This is a genomic window from Rhodanobacter sp. AS-Z3, from assembly GCF_029224025.1.
In the GTDB taxonomy this organism is placed as follows: Bacteria; Pseudomonadota; Gammaproteobacteria; order Xanthomonadales; family Rhodanobacteraceae; genus Rhodanobacter.
This window is the reverse complement of sequence record NZ_CP119392.1, coordinates 880,542-902,086: the sequence shown is the minus strand read 5'-3', so window position 1 is coordinate 902,086 and position 21,545 is coordinate 880,542. Positions and strand designations below refer to the sequence as shown.

Sequence of the window (21,545 nt, the reverse complement as noted above, 5' to 3'; positions counted from 1 at the left end):
CGATGCAGCCGGACTGCGCAATCATCGAAAAGTCAGCCGACAACCAACATAGATCGTGCGGCCAGGCCCCGGTTCGAAAAAACGTCCCGTGGACTCGTTGACAATGACCGAGCCGATGTAGCGCCGATCGAGCAGATTGTCCAGGCGCACGAACGGCGCGATCTGCAGGTGCGCCGCTGTCATGATATAGCCCATGCTGGCATCGACCAGCGCGTAGCCGGGTGCGCGTGCGGTGTTCGCGTCGTTGGCAATGACGGCGCTGATGGCGGAAAGTTGCAACTGCGCATGCCATCCGCGACTGCCGCCCCAACGCAGACTCGCATCGAGCGCCGAGCGTGGCACACCGGCAAGGCGTGTGCCGGTGGTTCCTGAGACGGGTTGCGCGAAGCGTGCGTCGAGCCAGGTGTACGCAAGCTGCGCCTGCCAACGTGGCGCCAGCGACAGTGCCAGTTCGGCTTCGATGCCACGTCGACGTGCACTGCCGCGATTGCGGTAGGTGGTACGACCATCCATGTTGCTGTCCACCGCCAGTTCGTTGCGCGTCTGCGCCTGAAACCACGCCAGTTCGACGCGGTTGTCGCTGGCCCAACGCCATTTCGAGCCGAGTTCGAAGTTCGTCGAACGCGCTGCTTGCAGGCCAAGATTCAGTCCGCTACTGCGATCACTGCGATAACCGAGTTCGTTGAAGGTGGGCGTTTCGAAACCCTGTCCCCACGAGGCGTACAAATGCCAATCGGGTGCTGCGCGGAACAGCACGCCGGCGACCGGCGTGGTCGCGGCGTAAGACCGCCGTCCGCTGTCATCGGGATTACCCGCTGTGACGTAGTAATCGTCCACACCAAAATGCACGGCGCTATGGCGCAACCCGCCGCTGAGCGACCAGCGTGGCGACAGGCGCCAGCTTGCCTGAGCGTACTGATCGAAGTCCCACACCACGTCGCGTTCGTTCCGACGCAACGCTCCCGTCACGCCGAGCGTGCCGCCGACAAAATTCTCGTAGCCCCGACGCTGCTGGTTCTGGCGGTCCCAACTGCTGCCGACGACCAGTTCGAACGGGCGCCCGGCGAGCTGACCATCCCAACGCCGGCGCACGTCCGTGCCGCCATAGCCACCTGCCAGATCCACCACGCCGCCGGCGCTGAGCGGACTGATCTGTGCGGATGGAGGTACTGACAGCACCTGTTGCACCGCGCGCTCGCCATAGTAGACAAGTGCGCGCCACTGCCCGGCGTGGCCGTCGTCGTGTTCCAGGATCAGGCCTGCCTGGTTTTGCCGCACGCGCTTGCGGGTGTTGTAGAGCAGCGCCGAAGGCGCGGCCTGGCGTGGGTCGCTCTGGTATTCCTGGCGCGTCAGCCCCTTCGGATCCTGCGCGTGCGGCAGCAGAACGCTGTTGGCCACCAGCGTGATCCGATCACCCTCGGCGAGGGTGAACCGCAGCCTGAGGTTGCCGTTCTCACGTTCGGCGTCACTGTGTCGCCGAAAGCCCTCGCCGCTCAGGCGCGACACGTCGAGGTTGTAGTCGAGGCCACCGGCGATGCCGCGCGTACCCAGTTCGACACGTTGACCACCGTAGCGCCCTGCGCCAAACATCACACGCCATTCGGACGGATCGGTACCGTCGGCGGTGAACAACTGGATGACCCCGCCGGACGAATTGCCGTACAACGCCGAGAACGGCCCACGCAACACTTCGATTCGATCGGCTGCGCCAAGGCTGAAGTTCGACAACTGCCCCTGACCGTCGGGCATGGTGGCGGGGATGCCATCGACATACAGCCGCACGCCACGCACGCCAAAGGTGGTGCGTGCGCCGAAACCGCGTATCGAGATCTGCTCGTCCTGAGCCGCATTCTGGCGGTCGCGGGCCAGCACGCCCGGCACTTCGCGCAAGGACTCGGAAGGGTTGATCGAGGCCGTATCCGCACGAATGTCCTGCAGGTTCACCGCGATGATCGAAACCGGTAAATCGAACGGCTGCTGCTCGGAACGCGTTGCCGTCACCACGATACCGGGAAGGTCGTCGGCACGGATCACGGGGGTCGGCGGAACGGATGCCTGCGACCAGACAGGTAACGATGCGGCTGCCAGCGACAACACGCACAAGCGCGCCACGCAGCGACAGTCCATGCGTCTTTCACTCATGGCGATGGACCGGCCGAGTCGCAGCATCATGCAGCGTTAGCCTCAATGCGCTGCGGACGTCACGCGCCAGACCGAGTTGCCCACATCATCCGCGATGATCAGCGCACCTTCCTTGTCCTGCACCAGGCCGACCGGCGCGCCATACAGATGCTTCTCGTCATCCGAGTGGAATCCGGTGACCACCGGCTCGGGTACACCGACCGGCTTGCCCTGCTGAAACGCGACAAAGACCACCTGATAGCCGCTCAGCGGCGAGCGATCCCAGCTGCCGTGTTCGCTGACGAACGCACCGTTGTGATACTTCGCGGGCAGCGCGTTGTCGCTGCTGATCAACAAGCCCAGCGGCGCGACGTGTGAGCCCAGCGCATAGTCCGGTTTGATCGCAAGCTTCACCAGATCCGGTCGCTGCGGCATCACGCGATCGTCCACGTGCTGGCCGTAATAGCTGTAGGGCCAGCCATAAAAGCCACCGGGTTGCACCGAGGTCAGATAATCCGGTACCAGATCAGGGCCGATCTCGTCGCGCTCGTTCACCACCACCCACAGTTTGCCAGTGGTCGGCTCCCACTGCAGTCCGGTGGGATTGCGCAGACCGGAAGCGTAGATGCGACTGCCACCGGTAGCCACATCCACCTCAAGCACATCCGCCCGGCGGTATTCGACGGCCATACCGTTCTCTGTGATGTTGCTGTTCGAGCCCACGCCAACATACAGCTTGCCGCCGTCCGGACTGGCCAGCAGTGCCTTGGTCCAGTGGTGATTGATGGTGCCGGGCAGATCCGCGAACTCGGTGCCGGCTGCAGTGATCTGCGTCTCCCCGGTCACATAGGGAAACTTGAGCACGCGGTCAGTATCGGCAACGTAAAGCGAATCACCGATCAACTGCACGCCGAACGGTGAGTTCAGGTTCTGGATAAAAACATGCTTCTCCCACTCGCCACTGACGCCAGCCTTTCTGCGCAGCAAGGTGATGCGATTGCCGCCCGCGGCGCTCTTGCCCGAACGTCCCATGACGAGACCGGCGATGAGCCCCTTGGGCGTAGTAACCGGCTCGGTGTCGGGGCTATTGGCTTCGACCACCAGCACGTCGTCAGTGGGCAGCACATAGAGTTGGCGCGGGTGCTTGAGGCCGCTGGCGATCCGTTCGATCTGCATGCCGGCCGCCACCTTGGGCGTCTGGCCGTCTTTCCAGTCAGCCTTTTCCGGCACCTGCATCGGCGGCTTCAGAAAGCGCTGGGGCGGCGGCAGCGTCGGATTGTCGCCGGCCTGTTGCGCGGGGGTCAGCGATGCCTTTTGATTGCAGCCACTCAGACCAGCCAGCAAGGCCAGCGCCAGCGCGCCATGGGCAATGAACTTAGTCATGGGCATAACTCCGGGTGACGGTGGGTCGCACAGCCATCAGGATGTTCGCGATCGCCAGCAGAATCACCGTGCACAACGACAGCCAGACACTGGTCGGCACGACCTCGTAGGCATCGCGCGTATGCACCATGGCGTTGAAGATCGCCGCGATGATGGCCGCCAGGTTGAGCCAGAAATCGAGCCGGTCGGCACCCGTCGCAAAACGCCGCGAGGTGATCCACACCTGCACCAGATTGATCAGCCGCGGAATCACCGCGAACAGCAGGCCAAGGGTGATCAGCCAATCGGCGCCCTTGCCCCACAGCACCACTGCCGAGTTGGCGTAGGTGATATCGAAGATCAATCCGGCGACGAAGAAGCCGAACGGGATCGGATTGAGCAGGCCATAGATGGCGTCAGCCACACGGGAGCGGTGGGGTGCATCGAACGTAGGCATGGACGTCTGTCTCCACAGGAGTGCGAATGAATGAGCGCCGGTGGCTAGCTCGGTCGCGTGTCCGGCAAGGATTTACTGCCTGGGCATGGCGTGCACGATCGTCTATTCAATGTCTAGCGTGTGTTACGACATACGGCTGCCGCGTAACTGATCACAGCCACGTCAAGCCTCGGATACGGGTGCGGTGTCATCAGAAAAGAAGCCTGCAACCAGCACGGATCGGGGCCTCTGAGGTAAGCAATGCCTGCACATCAGGCTGCTGAGAGCCCACGCACCCATCCCAAGCGAGAGGTTGTTCAGTGAGTTGGCGAAGCGAGACCGAGGCACTCCGGGTCTGGCACGGGAACGTCGCGAAAGTGGTGCGCCTGGCGGGATTCGAACCCACGACCCCTGCCTTCGGAGGGCAGTACTCTATCCAGCTGAGCTACAGGCGCATGTACGGCCGCGCGGGGCGGTGCACCGCGGGGAGCGCAGTATAGCCGAGTTGCCGCAGGCGGGCATCGCAGCGGCAAGCCCTGCAGCAGCGCTCCCGGCGTTTGGCAACAGAACGGATACCTGCCGCCCGAGGCGGCAGGTATCCGTAGCATCAACGCGCCTTGAGCAGGGTGCTCAAAGTGTCCGGCTTGCTGGTGTCGCGCACCAGGTGCGGGTACTTCAGGCCGTCGTGGTAATCGAGGCGGATGGTCTGGTACTGGTCAAAGTTCTTCACCAGCAGTTCGATCGGCAGGCTCTTGTCGGTGGCCGAGGCGGTGACGGCGTCTTTCAATGCATCGGCATCGTAGTCACGACCGTTGACTGCCACCACGGTCATGCTCGGCGCGATGCCGGCCTTGAAGGCGGGGCCGTCCCACAGCACGTCACCGATGCTGCCGTCCTTGCCTACCGACAAGCCCAGCGAATAGGTGAGGTCGGCGGAATGGCGCATCGCTTCCATGGCCTTGGCCGCATCGGACGGCTTGTCGGTGTACTCCAGCTTCCAGCCGTGGCCTTCGATGCCGCCGATCAGCGAGCCGTGACCGTCCAGTCGCGTGCGCAGGAAGCTGCTCCAGTCGAACGGCTGGAGGGTGTTGAGCGTCTTCACCACGTCTTCGAAGGTGTAGGTGTTGACGGCCCACTGGCCGCTATCCATGCCGAAAAACGCCTTGCCGAAATCATCAATCGAATGCTTGCCCTTGCTCAGATCACGCAGCTTGGCGTCGACGTCGAGCCAGATCATCTGGCCGGCGGAGTAATAGTCCTCGCTGCTCTGGTAGTTGCGATACGGCAGCGGGGCGCGCTGGGCGATGATCGGGTCGTTGGTGGTGTCCTGCACGTTGCGCCAGCTGGCCAGGCCCGGACGGCCCTTGTCGTAGGTGGCGGCCACGTAAGCCAGCATGTCGCGCGCCTGATCTTCCTTCCACAGACCCGAACGGGCGGCCATCACATAGCCCCAGAACTGGGTCTGGCCTTCGTATACCCACAGCAGCGAATCCTGCATCGGCACGTTGAAGTTCGGCGTGGTGAGGTCGGCGCCGCGGCGGTATTTGCCGTCCCACGAGTGGTTGAATTCGTGCGCCAGCAGATCGCGGCGCAGTGCGTTCTTTTTCCACTCGGTGAAATAGCCAGTGCCGACGCCGTTCTCGCTGGAACGGTGATGCTCCAACCCGTTGCCGCTCATCTTGTCGCTGAGCGAGAGCAGGAAATCGTAGTGGTTGTAGTGGTGCGCGCCGTACATCTTGTACATCTGCTGCACCAGGTTCTGGTGCACCTTGATCTGTTCGGGGGTGATTTCCAGATACTTCGCCGCATCCGCCACGATATTCAGATGCACCGGTGTCTTGGCGCCCGGGTCCAGGTCAATGCGCTTGAAATATTTGCCGGCGTAGATCGGCGAGTCGACCAGATCGTTGTACGCAATCGGCTTGAAGTGCACCGTATCGCCATCGCGCGAAGCCACTTCCAGCGCGGTGCCGAACTGCCAACCCGCGGGGAAGGTCACGCTGGTTTCGGCCATGATGCGCTTGGAGAAATAACCCGCCGGATACAGCGTGTTGGCATTCCACTGCAGGTTCAGCATTTCCGGCGTCATCACCACGCGGCCCTGGCGCATGTTCTGCGGCGACAGGAACTGGAACGACACTTCGACGCTGCTGGCACCGTCGGGCACATCGACGTGGAAGGCATAGACATTCAGCGTGTCGCGCTTCCAGGTCAGGGTCTTGCCATTGGCCGTCACCACCAGGCCGGCCAGCTTGTCGATCGGGCCACTGGGCGAATGGTTGCCGGGCAACCACTGCGGATACAGCAGGGTCAGCGCGCCGGGCTGGGCCGGAATCACCTCGTGCACGCGGAAGATGCGGTGGGCAAGGTCGGTAGCATCCACACTGACCTTCAAGGTGCCCTGATACGGCACATCCTGCGGCGCAGGGACATCGGCAAGCGCGGTGAGGCTGACCAGGCCAAGGCTGGCGGCGGCAAGAGCTGAGGCAAGACGTGAAGCTTTCAATACGTTCTCCGGGTAAAAGGGAAGAGCCTGGCGAACGCTGGCGCACCCGGCAAACATCGCCACATGGCACGGCTCGGGCCAGACGGGGCCCGGGAATTCAGGCCATGCGATGTCGCCACGACTGGATTCCAGTGCGCCGATGCTAGAACGGGCAAGGCCGCGTTCACCCCTGCCGAAGGTCACGATCGCCCCCACCCACGATGTCATGCGCGCCGCAGCATGGTTCTGGCATCCATCTTGCTGACCTTTTGCTCAGAAGACGACAGGCCTCGCGGAAGCTGCATGCATCATTTGTTCGACCATCGACAGCACATCGACGAGCCCAGCTCACGGCGCGACTACCAGAGGTATCTGGCGCGGCGACTGGGCCCGATGATCCATGGGCTGATGCTGGTGGCGACCCTGGTTTACCTCGTTGCCGTGGTCGCCAGCAGCTTCCTGCAACAGCCACCGTTGCCCTGGTGGTTGCGGGCAACGCCATTGATCCCGCTGTGGCTGGTGGCACGATCGACCCGCCGGCTGTGCGCGCCCGAGTCACTCGGCATGCTGACCTTGTTGTTCGTGGCGTTGCTGGAGTTTGGCATCAACCTCAACAACGCCGGCTACCTGCATCGGCAGACGATGATCCTGCCCGGCTTGTTGCTGCCGGTGGTTTCATCGGTGATCTGGTTGCGTCGACAGGACTTCATCACCGGCATGCTGGTCTGCGCGCTAGGGCCGCTGCCGATGCTGCTGGTCGGCAACAGCGACCGTGTGCAGATCATCCAGTATCTGGTTTACATGGCCATCGCCATCACCCTGGCGGCGGTATTGCGCACCTTCATGTCACGCACGCTGTACGAACAGTTCCGGCTGGAACGACGCTTGCGCGAGCAAGCCAGTACCGACGGCCTGACCGGCCTGCTGTTGCGCAACCGCTTCCTGCAGCTTTCCCGGCTGGCACTGTCCGACATCCGCCACCGCCAGCTCCCCGCTTGCGTGCTGTACCTGGACGTCGATCACTTCAAAACCTTGAATGACGATTTTGGCCACGATGCCGGCGATGCGGTGCTGGTCTCGCTGGCCGACACCTTGCGCGTGCAGACACGTCCGGGCGACCTGATCGGCCGCATAGGCGGGGAAGAATTTGCCATGTTGCTGCCCGGTCTCAACCTGGCCCAGGCCAGCCAGCGCGCCGAACAAGTGCGGCTGGCCGTCCACGCAATCGCGCGGCCTGACGGGCAGCTTGGCGTCAGCATCGGTCTGGTCGAATGCGGACCCGACGCCGAGGCCATCGAGTTGCTGCTGATCCGCGCCGACCTTGCCATGCGGCAAGCCAAGTCAGCCGGTCGCGACCGCGTGGTCAGCACGGTCCACTGAGTGCGCGAGCCTTCAGCCGGGCGTGCTCAGCCTTCCAGCGCCATCTTGCTGCGACGGATGCCGTAAGCGAAATAGATCACGCACCCGAGCGCCATCCAGATGATGAAACGCTCGTAGGTGATCCATGGCAAGCCATAGATCAGCGCGAGCGAAAACAGGATACCCAGTGGCGCGGTAAACCACACCGCCGGGGTGCGGAAGTTGCGCTGCAGATCCGGCCGGCGCACACGCAGCAGCATGATCGAGGCGCAGATGATGATGAAGGCGCTGAGCGTACCAATGTTGACCAGCTCGGCCACTTCGCCGATCGGCAGCAGGCCGGCCACCAGTGCGGTGAACACGCCGATGATCAGGGTCGGTCGCGCCGGCGTGCCGAAGCGCGGACTGACCTTGGCGAACCAGCCCGGCAGCAAGCCGTCGCGGGCCAGCGCAAACCAGATCCGCGCCGCACCCAACATGAAGGCAAACAGCACGCTGGTGACGCCGACGACTGCCGCCACCGCAATGATGATGCTGAGCCAGTGCAGACCGATCGATTCAAACGCATCGGACACCGACGCCTCACCGCTGAGCGTGCTGTAAGGCACGATGCCGGTGAGCACCAGCGACACAGCGATATACAACACCATCGCGATCGCCAGCGACAGCAGCACCGCGCGCGGCAGGTCGCGCTGCGGATGTTTCGCTTCCTCGGCCGCCGTGGTCAGCGTGTCGTAGCCGAACACTGCAAAGAACACCACGCTGGCGCCGGTCAGCACGCCCTGCCAGCCGAAATGGCCCAGTCCCGTCGCGGCGTCAACCACCCGCGCCGGCACGAACGGATGCCAGTTCGCCGTATTGATGTAGAACACGCCCACGCCGACCACCAGCAACACGCCGATCACCTTGATCGCCACCACCAGCGTATTGAAGCGCGCACCCCATTCGGTACGCACGGTCAGCAGGATCGCCACACCGACCGACACCGCGGCCGCGATCACGTTGAAGCGGTGACCATCGCTGGGCCCGGCAATCGGCGTCGAGCCATGCACGCCGAAGATCTGTTGCAGGTAGTACTCCATGGTCTGCGCGCTCATGCTTTTTTGCGCCCATTCCGGCAGATGCACGCCGGCCGAATGCAGCAGTACCTGCACATAGCCGGACCAGCCGATCGCCACCACCGCGACCACCAGCGCGTATTCCAGCAGCAGATCCCAGCCGATGATCCACGCGGCGAACTCGCCAAGCACCGCGTAGCCGTAGGTATAGGCGCTGCCGGTAACTGGAATCAGTCCCGCAAACTCGGCGTAGCACAGCGCCGCACAGGCGCTGCCAATGCCGGCAATCAGGAAGCTGATCGCCACCGCCGGGCCGGCATTGGCCGCTGCCTGCTGCCCGGCCAGCACGAAGATGCCGACACCAATGATGCCGCCGATGCCGATCGCCGTGAGCTGCCACAAGCCCAGAACCCGGCGGAAGTCGCCACGCGTACCGGCCTCCGACTGCAACTGCTCGATCGTCTTGTGGCGCACCAGCTTGCTGAAAAAACCCATGAAGAACCCCCTTTGAAACGAGCGACGAGCATAGCGAAAGCGGAGCGCCAACCCCAGCGCGGTGCAACATCCATCTGCAAGGACCAGCCCGGATCGGCACGATTCGACGCAACTGGTTGGGGTCAACGGTCTGGCGCGGTGCGGGCTGAGAGCAGGTCACGGCAACCGCCGCATAGCATGGACAGCGATGTCGGTCAGCCGATGCCGGCAAAGGTGTGTTCCTGCTGTTCGCGTATCGCGAGCCAAGCGAGCGCGGCTGCACTGAACCCGAAAATCAGCCCGATCGCCAGCACCACCCGGCCGTCCAGATGGCCAATGCCAAACCAGCGCTCGCTCAACGCCGGCAGCAACGCCGTACCCAGCACGCGGGTCATCTCCAGCCACAGTGCCCAACGGCGGCGTTCCATCAAGCCACCCAAAATGCTCAGGCTGCCCACCAGATAAACCGCATAGGCCAGCAGCGCCGCAAGACTCGCGGTAGCGGCCATGCCGAGGAACTGGGTGACCATGCCCAGCAGCAAGGAAAATTGCAGCAGCACGTAGAGCTTCTGCGGCCACGGCACAGGTGGATCAAAACGCTCGCTCGGCATGACGAAGTCGGGCTTCGGAAAGCGTGCTGCCACATCGGCCGGCCGCCAGCCTGGCGGCTTCAGCCAGACCAGCACCTTGTCGCGCCAGCGCCTGGCATGCCACGCATCCTGCGCAGTTTTCCAATACACCTCGGCATTCGCCCACAGCGGGTTCCAGCTGCGCAACGGCGAGCGCGTGCCATAGACTGGCCGGTCGTTGTCATTTTCCTCGACGAAGGTACCGAACAAGCGGTCCCACAAAATCAGGACGCCCCCGTAGTTACGGTCCAGGTAGCGGTCGTTCACCGCGTGATGCGCGCGATGATTGGACGGCGAACAGAACACCCGGTCGAACCAGCCGAGCCGGTCGATCTGTTCGGTATGCACCCAGAACTGGTACAGCAGATCGATCAGCGCCACCACCACGAACACCTTCAATGGCACGCCGGCAATCGCCATCGGCAGGTAGAACAGCCAGCTCAGCAACACGCCGCTGCCCGTCTGGCGCAGCGCAGTGGAAAGGTTGTAATGCTCGCTCTGGTGATGCACCACATGAGCAGCCCACAGGATGTTCACTTCGTGCCCCAGCCGGTGCAGCCAGTAGTAGCAGAAGTCGTAGAACAGCAACGCGCCGGCCCACACCCACAGGCTGTCTTCCGGCAACACGAACAAGGCAAGGTGCTGCACGCACCACGCATAGATGCCGAACGTCAGCAACTTGCTGAACACGCCAACGACCTGCGAGATCACGCCCAGCCCGATGCTGTTGATTGCATCGCTGCTGGCATACGCCTTGCGCCCGCGCAGCCGCGCCACCAGCAGTTCAATCCCGATCAACAGGAAGAACACCGGCGTCGCCCACGTGATGATGAGTTCCTGCGTATTCACCTTGCCGTACCTGCCTTGCCAACCGAGCCGGCGCACTGCACCGAGCGCGCAATCAATCCCATCGCGAGATAGTACGCCGACAGCACCCACAGACTGGCTAGCGGTAGCGGCCCGCGAAAACGATCCCACGCCAGTACGCTGTCACTGAACATGAAAACCAGCGCGCCAACGGCGGCCAATCGCGCAGGCACAGCACGCAAATCGCCGTGCTGAGCAAACGCCTGGGCGCGCACCAGCGCCTGTCCAGCCATGCTGGCGAGCACCACCACGTAGACGATCACCGGAATCCGCAGCGGCACGCTGATCCAATCCCACAACAGAAACAGGTTCAGCGCGCCGACACCGAGCGCGACCAGCAACCATGCCGGACGCGCGCCGAGGCGGCAGTCATCCGCAAACGCACGGATGAAACACAGATGGGCGCACAGAAAGGCGAGCAGGCCCGGCACGAACCGGTCCCCCGGCAACATCAGCAGCACGTCGCCGGCCAGTGAGCAGACGATGCCGGCGAGAATCCGGCGTCGGTAGCGCGACGACTGCGCCGGCTGCGCGCGCCATGCGAGCACGAAGATCAAGGCGGTCGTCAACGGTTTGCCGATCCAGTGCAGCCATTGCCAGCCCTGCTGTGGATGAGAGGCCATCAGCAGCGCGCCCGCCACCGCGGAAACAGCGGCAAGCAGGACCGCCAGCAGCAGAGCGCGCGATGATGTTTCCGGGGTGGTCTCAAAAGCGGCGGACATGCGTGTTTCCGATGGCGACGCCGCCGATCATAGCTGGACGTCGGCAACGGCCAGACTCGTCGCGAAACGCGCTGAAATTCACTGGTAGACGTGCAGCTGACCAATCGTCCAGGCGTGGTAGGAATCCAGCAGATCGGGAACCTTGCAGTCGTCGTACAAACCGTTGCAACGCTGGCGCAATTCGGTGGCGGCAGTGAAATACGCATCGGTGGGCAAACCCGCGGCCTGCAACACCATGCTGGGCAGGAAGGCGATGTCCAGCATCGGGTACGTCGGCAACGCGGGGCCGGCGAAATTACTCTTCACCATGTAATAAGTGAGGTAGTCACGATAGGGCGTCAGGGCCGCCGGCGTGCTGCGATCAAGGTCACGAATGCGCCCGCTGAAGGACGGCTGGTGATCGCCGAAGTGCACCAGTATGGTTGGCTGCGGTCGATCCAGAAAGGTGTGCTCCAGACCACGCATGGCCACGTCGGAGTCGTGCAGTCGCGACAAATAGGTGTCGAAGTTCAGCGCGGCGACCGATGACATTCCACCGAGCAGGTTGCGGTAAGGCTTGGGCAGCGTCGTCATCGGATCGTCGTCGTGTGGGCCGTGCTGGTTCAGCGTGAGAATCATCACGAATACCGGTTGCCCCGGCTTCTTCACCTTGTCGTAGGCGCGCTTCGCTGCAGCGAACATCTGTGCGTCGCTTTCTTCCCACTCGTCCAGACCCAGTTCCGCCGCTCCGTACAAATGATCGAAGCCGTAGGCCTGATACGCATTGTTGCCGTTGATGAAGGTACTCGCTGTGGGATACACGCCAATGGTGGTGTAGCCGAGCCGGCGCAACTGCAGCGCCAGCGCGTCGTGCACATTCGGCGCCAGCACATAAGGCGCGTACATGCCGCCCGGCCCGAAGATGTCCTGTGGCATGCCGGTCAACGCCGCGAACTCGCTGACCCAGGTGCCGCCACCAAACGTATGCACGCGCAATACGCCGTGGCCACGGCTGCGGGCGTCCGGCTGAAACATCGCCACCCGGCACTGCGGCACGTTGCAGCTGGTGTAGTTCGAGGGATCAAAGGTGCTTTCTTCCAGCACCTGCACGATGTCCGGATACGGTGCCGGGCGACTGCCCGGGCTGCCCGCTGCGGTCGTACCCCAGTCATGTTGGGCCACCGCCGCGCTGGCCATCGACGGCAACTGCACGTCGGCGTCGTGCAAGTTGACGAAGAAGTTGGTCAGCTGTGCATCGTCGGACATTTCCTCCCATGCGTTGCGCGAGTGTGCCTGCGCGAACGGCCCGGTGGGCAGCATGCAAATCCAGAACACCAGCGCGCACAACGCGATGCCGCCCAGTCGCATGCCGGCAGCACGCCGTGGTGGCGGCGCAGCCAGCACGCGCCAATCCCAACGCCACACGAAATAGAACAGCGGCGGTAGCAGCAGGCACAAGCCGATCCCCACCGAATACAGGTGCGGATAGTGGCGCAAGGTGTCGAACAGGCTGCTGCGCAGATAGTAGATAAAGTCTGCCGGCATCAGCTGCGAGTCGAGGTAGCGCAGCTTCAACACAGCCACCGCCTTGAGCAACGCAAACAAACCGGCACCCACCAGCACGCCCGTGGCGAATCGTCCGAAGGCAAGCACGAGTGCACCGCAGGCGCACAGCATCAACGCGGTGATGAAGACCCGCTGCAGCGGCAGCGGCTCCTGCCACGCGGTCAGCGCGACGGCCACCGCGAAGCATGCGAGTGCGCACAAGATCAGCCAACCTGTTCGTGATGGGCGCAACGATATTCGACGCATGGCCTGGTCAGTTCCCCCTGCAAGAACCTTTGTCACCGGGTGCCATCTTACGTTCTTGCGTGACCTGCTGCCGGGCGCCGCCGCACGGGCAGACGAACGCCATTCATCGCGCTGGCATGCGCCGATCTGCTAATTTCTGCGCCTGACCCACGCTTTCGCTCCGGAATTCCCATGTCGTCACGTCTGCTGCCCCGCGCCACCCCGCTGCTCGCCCTCGCTGCCGCCCTGCTCGCCGGTTGTGCCGGCATGCCCGGACACGGCAGCGCGGCACCTGACGGGTCGCGCGCCAACGTAGCCATTCTGGAAACCACCGACATCCATTCGAACGTGCTCAGCTACGACTACTACAAGCTGAAGCCGGACCAGACGCTGGGCTACGAACGTACCGCCACGTTGATCCGCCGCGCTCGCACGGAGTTTCCGAATACCTTTCTGTTCGACAGTGGCGACACCATCCAGGGCAGCGTGCTGGCCGACTACCAGGCACTGGTGAAGCCGGTTGCCTGCGACCAGGAACTGGGCGTCTACAAGGCGATGGATGCGATGGGCTACGACGGCGGCACCGCCGGCAACCACGAATTCAACTACGGTCTGGGCTTCCTGTCGCAAGTCACCGGCACGCCGATGAACGTGGACGGCGGCCACAGCAACCGTTGCGCCGGCCCGCATTTCCCGCTGGTGCTGGCGAACGTCGACAGCGCGCGCGACGGCAAACCGATCTTCAAGCCGTGGACGGTGGTAACGAAAACCATCACCGCGTATACCGCCGATGGCAGCAAGATCGAGGTGCCACTGAAGGTCGGCATCATCGGCTTCACCCCGCCGCCAATCATGGACTGGGACCAGCGCAACCTCGCCGGCAAGGTCACCGTGACAGGTGTGGTGGAAGCGGCACGCAAATACCTGCCCGAGCTGCAGGCGCAGCACCCGGACCTGATCGTGGCGATCCTGCACGGCGGACTGAACACTGCGCCGTACACACCGCAGATGGAGAACGCCGGCTGGTATCTCGCCGGCGTGCCCGGCATCGATGCGCTGCTGCTCGGTCATTCGCATACCGAATTCCCCGGTCCGCATTACGCCGGCATGAAGGATGTTGACGCGAAGCGGGGCCTGGTACGCGGCGTGCCCGCCGTGATGGGCGGCTTCTTCGGCAAGGATCTTGGCGTGATCCAGCTGGTGCTTGATCGCCGCGACGGCCACTGGGTGGTTGACCACGACGAAAGCCACAGCGAAGTGCGCCCGATCTGCCCGAAGAAAGACCAGTGCGTGCCGGCTGATCCGGCCATCGCACCGTTGGTGCAGCCGATCCATGAAGCCGCGATCGCCTACGTCAATACGCCGATCGGCAGCAGCCACGTGCACATGAGCAGCTACTTCGCCGACGAGGGCGACATGAGCGCGCTGGCGCCCGTCAACGCCGCCCAGGCCGACTATGTGCGCACCGAATTGCCGCGCTCGCATCCGGAACTGGCGAACGTGCCGGTGCTATCCGCCGCCGCTGCGTTCCGCACCGGCTTCGGCGGTCCCGATGACTACACCGATGTTGCCGCCGGCCCGCTCACCTTGCGCAGCGCTGCCGACCTGTACTTCTATCCGAACACACTCGCCGCGGTGAAAACCGACGGCGCCGGCCTCAAGGCGTGGCTGGAAAAATCCGCCGGACGCTTCAACCGCATCGACCCGACAAAAACCGGCCAGCAGGAACTGATCAACAGCCACTACGTCGGCTACAACTTCGACCAGATCCAGGGCGGCATCCACTACGTCATCGACATCTCCAAACCGGTCGGCCAGCGCATCACCACGCTGACCTACCAGGGCAAGCCGGTCACCCCGAGCGACCCGTTCATCATCGTCACCAACAACTACCGCGCCAGCGGCGGCGGGCACTTCCCCGGTCTGGATGGCAGCAACATCGTGCTCGCCGCACCGGATGGCACGCGCGAAATTCTGGCGAAGTGGATCGAGCACAAGAAGCAGATCAGCGTCGCCGACCTCGAACCCGCATCCTGGAACTTCGCGCCGCTGAAAGTGCGCGGCCCCATCGTGTTCACCGGCGCCGCGAACAAGCTCGATGTGGCAAAGGCTGCCGGGCTGATCAACGTTCGTCTGGTGAAGGACAACGGCGATGGCACCGCGATTTACGCGATTGATTTGTCGCATTGAGTGACGCGGTTTTTTAGGGCGGGAACTGCCCGCCGCTCTGACCGTTTTAGCGTTCGCCGATTAGATCAAGAGCTGACCCCACCCCGACCCTTTCTGCGACCGAAGGAAGTCCCTTTAGGGGCACGCAGGGGAGGGATACAGGCGTAGCTCAATCGATCGGCGTATGCCGATACGTACTCACATCCGCCGGCTTCACCGCGCCCGCCTTGTTCGACCACGACTGGCGGATATAGCCCACCACCGCAGCGACATCCTCGTCATTCAATTGCTGCGCGAACGGCGGCATCGAATACGGCTGCGGATTGCCTGCCGTGACCGGCGCGAAACCGCCGAGCAACACACTGCGGATCGCATTGATGCCGGTCGGTTCGGTGACCGAAGTATTGCCATCCAGTGGTGGATAAACGCCGGCTACACCTTGTCCGTTGTCGCCGTGGCAATCGGCGCAGCGCTGCGCGTAGAGCTTGCCGCCTTGCTCGTGACTGGCCGCCTGTTTGAACGGCACGGCAGGGATGATCGGCGCACGTGGCGGCAGGGATTGCAGATAGACGGCTACCGATTGCAGGTCGGCGTCGGTCAGGTGCTGGGTGCTAAGGCGCACTACGTCGGCCATCGGTCCGAAGGCGGCACCCTTGGCCGACTGACCCGTCTTCAGCAGGTCAACGATGTCCTGCGCGCGCCAGCCGGCAAGGCCACCACCGGCCTGCGTGCTGAGGTCAGGCGCATACCAGTTCATTGCCGGAATCTGACCGCCAGCGAGATGACGATCCTTGTCCATGCCACCCAGCGAATCGCGCGTGGTGTGGCACTCGTTGCAGTGGCCAAGTCCCTGCACCAGATAGGCGCCACGATTCCATTCGGCGGACTTGGCCGAGTCGGGCTGGAACACACCCGGCTTGAAATAAAGCGCGCGCCACGCCAGCAGACTGCTGCGCAGGTTATACGGGAAGTCGAGCCCCGGCTCGTCATCCTCGCGATGCACCGGCGGCAGCGACTTCAGATAGGCGAAGATCGCCAGCGTGTCTTCGCGATTGACCTTGGTGAACGAGGTGTAGGAGAACACCGGGTACAGCAGCTGTCCTTGCCGGCCCTTGCCGTCGTGCAGCGCACGCCAGAAGTCGTCGAAGTCCCACTCGCCGATACCGGTGGCCGGATCGGGGGTGATGTTCGGCGCCGGCACATTACCGAACGGCGTGGCCAGCGAGCGACCGCCGGCGTAACGCTTGCCGTCACGGGCGGTATGGCAGGCGGCGCAATCACCGACGGTGGCCAGGTATTCGCCGCGCTTGATCAAGGCCGGATCGCTCAGCGCCGCGGTATCGGCATCACGCTGGGCGGGGGTCGATGGAGCAACGCTGCCATGAGAAAACCACCACCAACCGATCACGCCAGCGAGCAGCAACACCGGCAGCCACCACCAACGTCGCAACCCGCTCATGGCGTCACCTCGCTGTGACCCATGACACACCAGCCGGGTAGCGGTTCGGTCTGCGCGCTGGCGGGCGCCGGATGCAGGTCGGTTGGCAACGGTTGACTGGCCAGCGAGGCGGATACCGCGGTGATATCGGATTCACGCATGCGGTTGGCCACCACGCCCATGCAATACGGGCCTTCGGCGGCCCGAGTGTGCGTGCGCCACGACACCAGTTGCGCGCTGAGATAGTCATACGACAGACCCATCAGGCCGGGAATCATTGGCTGCACGCCGGTGAGTTTGGCACCGTGGCAACTGACACACGACGGCACGCCGCGGGTGGAATCACCGCGCAATACCAGTTGCTCGCCGCGCCGCATGCCTTCCACTGAAACCGGCGGTACCGGCAGTTTTTCATACGGCACGTCCTGCTGCGCAAAGTATTCCGCGATCTGGCGCAGGTAAGCCGGACTGAGCTGACGCACCACGTATTCCATCGGCGCGTGCTGGCGTTGACCGGTCTGGAAGTACTCGAGCTGCTGCAACAGATAGCCGGCTGGCTTGCCGGCCAGGCGCGGGATCAACACGTTGTCGACGGCGCCCCCGCCATGCGCACCGTGGCAACTGGTGCAGGCGACAAGCCGCTGTTCGGTCGTATCGGGTACCGCGGGCGCGGCATTCTGCGGCGGCGTGGCAGACGCTGAAATACACACGCCAAACGCGAACAGCACGACGGCCGCGCGGAGCAGCGTGCGCAGGGGAAGAGATCGATTCATCCGGCGATTGTAGGCCCGCGCGGCGCATCACTTGGCCCTCGCGACAACCTGCCGCAGGGCAGCAAGCCGCTGCCTGATGGCGTTTGTGGCGCGAAACAGTTGCAAATGAATCTGTTGACCGCGGCGCAACATTGCCCGTATGGTCGAATCCATGTCGCCCATTTCCGCACTCGCACGCATGCACTTCGCACCGGTCCGCACCGGTCGCATGCCGTTGGGCGCAAGCGTCATCACTGCGATTACCACGACCACCACGATTACCACCGGCACCGGTACCACGGGTTCCGGGCGGGTTGTCGTGCGTAGGTAGTCTTCTACATACAACGGCCCGCCCTCGAAGAGGCGGGCCGGCTCACACCGACGCGCCAGCGAGAACGGGCCTCCACCGGAGAGGCTGTCGTGATTACCTGTGCACCAGAGCAAGTCCAGCATTTCAAATTACCTCCGCTGTCGATGCCGCGCATCGGTACTCGTCGGCGGCGCGAGCTGGCGATTGGCGTGATCGGTCCGGGCCGGGTGGGCAGTGCACTGCTGGAACAATTGCGCGCCGCCCAGCCACGCCTGGCACGCGACAGCGGCCTCGACCTGAGGTTGTGCGGCGTGGTGGCGCGCAAGCAGATGTGGCTGGACTGCGATGACGCCGAACTCAACGGCCGCCACGATGGCGCGCAAATCTGGCGACCGAATGATCTGCACGCGTTCGCCGAGCATGTACGCGGCAATGATGGCCGCCACGCACTGCTGATCGACTGCAGCGCCAATGACGAAGTGGCCGCGCACTATCCGCGCTGGCTGGCCGCGGGCCTGCACGTGGTCACCCCGAACAAGCTGGCCGGCAGCGGACCGTTGGCACGCTGGCAGGCGATCCGCGCCGCCTGCGCCGATGGCGCGCGTTTCCGCTACGAAGCCACCGTCTGCGCCGGCCTGCCGGTGGTGCAGACACTGCGCGACCTGCTCGATACCGGCGACGAACTGCTCAGTGTGGAAGGCATGTTCTCCGGCACGTTGGCGTGGCTGTGCAACCGTCACGACGGCCACCAGCCGTTCTCCGCCCTGATCCGCGAAGCGCATGCACTGGGTTATACCGAGCCCGATCCGCGCGATGATCTTTCCGGCATCGATGTGGCACGCAAGCTGGTGATCCTTGCGCGCGAAGCGGGTTGGCCACTGTCGCTGGAAGATGTGGCCGTGGAGAGTCTGGTGCCCGCTGCACTGGCCGCGCTGCCGCGTGACGAATTCATGCTGCGACTGGACGAACTGGATGCGACGATGGCCGCCAAACTGGCCGAGGCGCGCGCCACCGGCGGTGTGCTGCGCCATGTTGCCAGCCTCGATCGCCAGGGCCGTGCGCGGGTGAAGCTGGTCGTGCTGCCCGCGCAGCACGCGTTCGCGCATACCCGACTGACCGACAACATCGTGCAGTTCACCACCCGCCGCTACTGCGATAATCCGCTGTCGGTGCAAGGCCCCGGCGCCGGTCCGGAAGTGACCGCCGCCGGCGTGTTCACCGACCTGCTGCGCATCGCCGAGTCACTGGAAGCGCGCGCATGAACTCCTCCTTGCTGGAACCCGTCATGGCTTCATCGAATCATCCTGCTCGTCCCCAAGTTGCCTGCGCTTTCGCGCCCGCCAGCGTCGGCAACGTCGGCGTGGGCTTCGACCTGCTCGGACACAGCCTGAGCGGCGCTGGCGATCGCGCCGAAGTGCGTCGCATCGACGAACCGGTGGTGCGCATCGCCGCCATCCACGGCTGCGTCAGCGGACTGCCGACCGACCCGCAGGCAAACACCGCCGGCACCGCCCTGCTATCGCTTCAAGCCGCGCTGAACTTGCCCTACGGTTTCGAGCTGATCCTGCACAAAGGCATCGCGCTGGGCTCGGGCATGGGCGGCTCGGCCGCGTCGTGCGTGGCCGCACTGGTCGCTGCCAACGCGCTGCTCGACCAGCCGCTTTCACGCGAGGCGCTGTATGCGTTCGCGCTCGATGGTGAGGCGGTGGCCAGCGGCAGCCGACATGGCGACAACCTTGGCTCAATGCTGCTCGGCGGGCTGGTGCTGGCCACGCACGACCGGCTGCTGCGCATCGATGTGCCGGACGCGTGGCATTGCGCGCTGGTGCATCCCCACGTGGTGCTGGAAACGCGCCGCGCGCGCGCCGCCCTGGTCGGCAACTACGCGCTGGGCGAGTTCGTGGCACAGAGCACCAATCTCGCGCTGGTACTGGCCGGTTGCTACCGCGGCGACGCCTCGCTGGTACGCGAGGGCCTGAAAGACGTGCTGGTGGAACCACGCCGCGCACCGCTGATCCCGCACTTCGCCCAGGTGAAGCAGGCCGCACTCGAGCATCACGCACTCGGCGCCAGCATCTCCGGCGCCGGTCCCAGCGTGTTTGGTTGGTACGACAACCGGCACGACGCCGAAGCCGCCAGCCTGGCGATGCAGTCCGCGTTCGCCGACGGCGGACTGGACAGCGATGTGTGGGTATCGCCGATCAACGGACCGGCCGCTGCACTGATCGATTCTCTTGAGGCAGCTGCATGAGCGCGCTCGAACCGTTGCGTTACCACAGCACTCGCAGCGCCACACCGACTGTACTGATCAGCCAGGCCATCGCCGCCGGTCTTGCGCCGGACGGTGGTTTGTACGTGCCCGCAGCACTGCCATCGATCGACCTGGCTGCCTTCGACCCGCACGGCTCGCTGGCCGATACTGCCGCCACCCTGCTGGCCCCGTTCTTTGCCGGTGATGCGCTGACCGACGAACTTCCGGCGATTTGCGCCGAGGCATTCACCTTCGATGCGCCGCTGCGGCCGTTGCCGGCACACCCGCATACGCTGATGCTGGAGCTGTTCCACGGTCCGACCTCGGCCTTCAAGGATTTCGGCGCGCGTTTCCTCGCCGCCTGCCTGCGCCGACTGCCGCGCGATGACACGCGCGCGCTGACGATCCTGGTTGCCACCTCCGGTGACACTGGCGCCGCGGTGGCGGCGGCATTCCACCGCCAGCCCAACCTGCGCGTGGTGATCCTGTATCCCGACGGACTGGTCTCACCGCGCCAGGCCCATCAACTCGGCTGCTTCGGTGACAACGTGCAGGCCTTGCGCGTGGCCGGGCGCTTCGATGATTGCCAGCGGATGGTCAAGGCCGCGCTCAACGACACCGCGCTGCAAGCAGACGTGCCACTGTCCTCCGCCAACAGCATCAGCCTCGGCCGACTACTGCCACAGATGAGTTACTACGCCCACGCGTCGCTGAACTGGTGGCGCGAACACGGCACGCCACTCAACTTCATTGTGCCCACCGGCAACCTCGGTAATGCCATGGCTTGCCTGTGGGCACGTGGGATGGGCCTGCCGATCGGCGACGTGCAACTGGCCTGCAACGCCAACGCCACCCTGCCCGAGTTCTTCGCCGGCGCGGCATATCAGCCACGCGAAGCGGTGGCGACGATTGCCAATGCGATGGATGTGGGCGCCCCAAGCAACTTCGAGCGCCTGCGCTGGACCTTCCCCGACGAAGCGCAACTACGCGCCCTGTTGCACGCGCAAAGCGTGGATGACGAGACCATCCGCGCCGCGTTACTGCGCCATGCCCACGAACACGGTGAAGTCGTCTGCCCGCATACGGCCACCGCGTTCGCCCTGCTCGACCGCCACCCGGCAAGTGACGACCGCCCGTGGGCTGTGGTTGCCACGGCTCATCCGGCCAAGTTCGAGACCGTACTGGAACCGCTGCTTGGCCAGCCGATTGCGGTCCCCTCCGCGCTGGCGACGATGCTGGAAAGGTCGGCGACGGCGAAAAGCATTCCCGCCGACGACGAGAGGCTGAAGCGATGGTTGCGGCAACACGCAGACAGATAAGTGATTCAGCCGTTCAGACCCCA

The 21,545-nt window shown here is 64.1% G+C and carries 16 protein-coding genes and 1 tRNA gene; 5 read left to right on the top strand and 12 right to left on the bottom strand.

Features of this window, described 5'->3' with window-relative positions:
* Positions 1-21: 21 nt before the first annotated feature.
* The 5 genes from PY254_RS03810 to PY254_RS03790 form a co-directional block, all read right to left on the bottom strand.
* Positions 22-2,142 (bottom strand): TonB-dependent receptor family protein, encoded by a 2,121-nt coding sequence (locus PY254_RS03810; RefSeq protein WP_281014149.1) that lies wholly within the window; start codon positions 2,140-2,142, stop codon positions 22-24.
* A gap of 42 nt (positions 2,143-2,184) precedes the next feature.
* Positions 2,185-3,504: a PQQ-dependent sugar dehydrogenase gene (locus tag PY254_RS03805; protein WP_281014148.1), complete on the bottom strand. Its 1,320-nt coding sequence runs from the start codon at positions 3,502-3,504 to the stop codon at positions 2,185-2,187.
* Positions 3,497-3,940, bottom strand: coding sequence for a hypothetical protein (locus PY254_RS03800; protein ID WP_281014147.1), 444 nt, complete (start codon positions 3,938-3,940; stop codon positions 3,497-3,499). The genes PY254_RS03805 and PY254_RS03800 overlap by 8 nt, the downstream gene beginning before the upstream one ends.
* Positions 3,941-4,297: 357 nt before the next feature.
* Positions 4,298-4,374: transfer RNA gene (locus PY254_RS03795), tRNA-Arg, on the bottom strand.
* 152 nt (positions 4,375-4,526) lie between these two features.
* The gene (locus PY254_RS03790; protein ID WP_281014146.1) at positions 4,527-6,425 is read right to left on the bottom strand and encodes a M61 family metallopeptidase; all 1,899 of its coding nucleotides are present in this window, start codon (positions 6,423-6,425) and stop codon (positions 4,527-4,529) included.
* A 282-nt stretch (positions 6,426-6,707) separates the two neighbouring features.
* Here PY254_RS03790 and PY254_RS03785 point away from each other — a divergent pair, with 282 nt between their 5' ends.
* Complete coding sequence (locus tag PY254_RS03785) at positions 6,708-7,784, top strand: GGDEF domain-containing protein (RefSeq protein ID WP_281014145.1); 1,077 nt, start codon at positions 6,708-6,710, stop codon at positions 7,782-7,784.
* Positions 7,785-7,810: 26 nt separating this feature from the next.
* On the opposite strand, the gene PY254_RS03780 is transcribed toward PY254_RS03785, so the two are convergent.
* From PY254_RS03780 to PY254_RS03765, 4 genes are all read right to left on the bottom strand, one after another.
* The gene (locus PY254_RS03780) at positions 7,811-9,316 is read right to left on the bottom strand and encodes an amino acid permease (protein WP_281014144.1); all 1,506 of its coding nucleotides are present in this window, start codon (positions 9,314-9,316) and stop codon (positions 7,811-7,813) included.
* 194 nt (positions 9,317-9,510) lie between these two features.
* The gene (locus PY254_RS03775; protein WP_281014143.1) at positions 9,511-10,773 is read right to left on the bottom strand and encodes a sterol desaturase family protein; all 1,263 of its coding nucleotides are present in this window, start codon (positions 10,771-10,773) and stop codon (positions 9,511-9,513) included.
* A complete protein-coding gene (locus tag PY254_RS03770; RefSeq protein WP_281014142.1) occupies positions 10,770-11,513 on the bottom strand; it encodes a lysoplasmalogenase in 744 nt (247 codons plus the stop codon). The genes PY254_RS03775 and PY254_RS03770 overlap by 4 nt, the downstream gene beginning before the upstream one ends.
* Positions 11,514-11,591: 78 nt before the next feature.
* The gene (locus PY254_RS03765) at positions 11,592-13,259 is read right to left on the bottom strand and encodes a sulfatase-like hydrolase/transferase (RefSeq protein ID WP_345781825.1); all 1,668 of its coding nucleotides are present in this window, start codon (positions 13,257-13,259) and stop codon (positions 11,592-11,594) included.
* Positions 13,260-13,475: 216 nt separating this feature from the next.
* Between PY254_RS03765 and PY254_RS03760 the strand changes: the two genes are divergently transcribed.
* Positions 13,476-15,473: a bifunctional 2',3'-cyclic-nucleotide 2'-phosphodiesterase/3'-nucleotidase gene (locus PY254_RS03760; protein WP_281014141.1), complete on the top strand. Its 1,998-nt coding sequence runs from the start codon at positions 13,476-13,478 to the stop codon at positions 15,471-15,473.
* 148 nt (positions 15,474-15,621) lie between these two features.
* On the opposite strand, the gene PY254_RS03755 is transcribed toward PY254_RS03760, so the two are convergent.
* The 3 genes from PY254_RS03755 to PY254_RS03745 are packed head-to-tail and all read right to left on the bottom strand — an operon-like array spanning position 15,622 to position 18,095.
* Positions 15,622-16,911 carry a cytochrome c gene (locus tag PY254_RS03755; RefSeq protein ID WP_281014140.1) on the bottom strand — a complete coding sequence of 430 codons (1,290 nt, stop codon included), beginning with the start codon at positions 16,909-16,911 and terminating at the stop codon, positions 15,622-15,624.
* Positions 16,908-17,663, bottom strand: coding sequence for a c-type cytochrome (locus PY254_RS03750; protein WP_281014139.1), 756 nt, complete (start codon positions 17,661-17,663; stop codon positions 16,908-16,910). The genes PY254_RS03755 and PY254_RS03750 overlap by 4 nt, the downstream gene beginning before the upstream one ends.
* A 27-nt stretch (positions 17,664-17,690) precedes the next feature.
* Complete coding sequence (locus PY254_RS03745) at positions 17,691-18,095, bottom strand: hypothetical protein (protein ID WP_281014138.1); 405 nt, start codon at positions 18,093-18,095, stop codon at positions 17,691-17,693.
* A 21-nt stretch (positions 18,096-18,116) separates the two neighbouring features.
* Here PY254_RS03745 and PY254_RS03740 point away from each other — a divergent pair, with 21 nt between their 5' ends.
* The 3 genes from PY254_RS03740 to thrC are packed head-to-tail and all read left to right on the top strand — an operon-like array spanning position 18,117 to position 21,522.
* A complete protein-coding gene (locus PY254_RS03740) occupies positions 18,117-19,214 on the top strand; it encodes a homoserine dehydrogenase family protein (protein WP_281014137.1) in 1,098 nt (365 codons plus the stop codon).
* The gene (locus tag PY254_RS03735) at positions 19,211-20,203 is read left to right on the top strand and encodes a homoserine kinase (RefSeq protein ID WP_281014136.1); all 993 of its coding nucleotides are present in this window, start codon (positions 19,211-19,213) and stop codon (positions 20,201-20,203) included. The genes PY254_RS03740 and PY254_RS03735 overlap by 4 nt, the downstream gene beginning before the upstream one ends.
* Positions 20,200-21,522 carry a threonine synthase gene (gene thrC / locus PY254_RS03730; protein WP_281014135.1) on the top strand — a complete coding sequence of 441 codons (1,323 nt, stop codon included), beginning with the start codon at positions 20,200-20,202 and terminating at the stop codon, positions 21,520-21,522. Before PY254_RS03735 ends, thrC begins: the two co-directional genes overlap by 4 nt.
* Positions 21,523-21,545 lie beyond the last annotated feature (23 nt).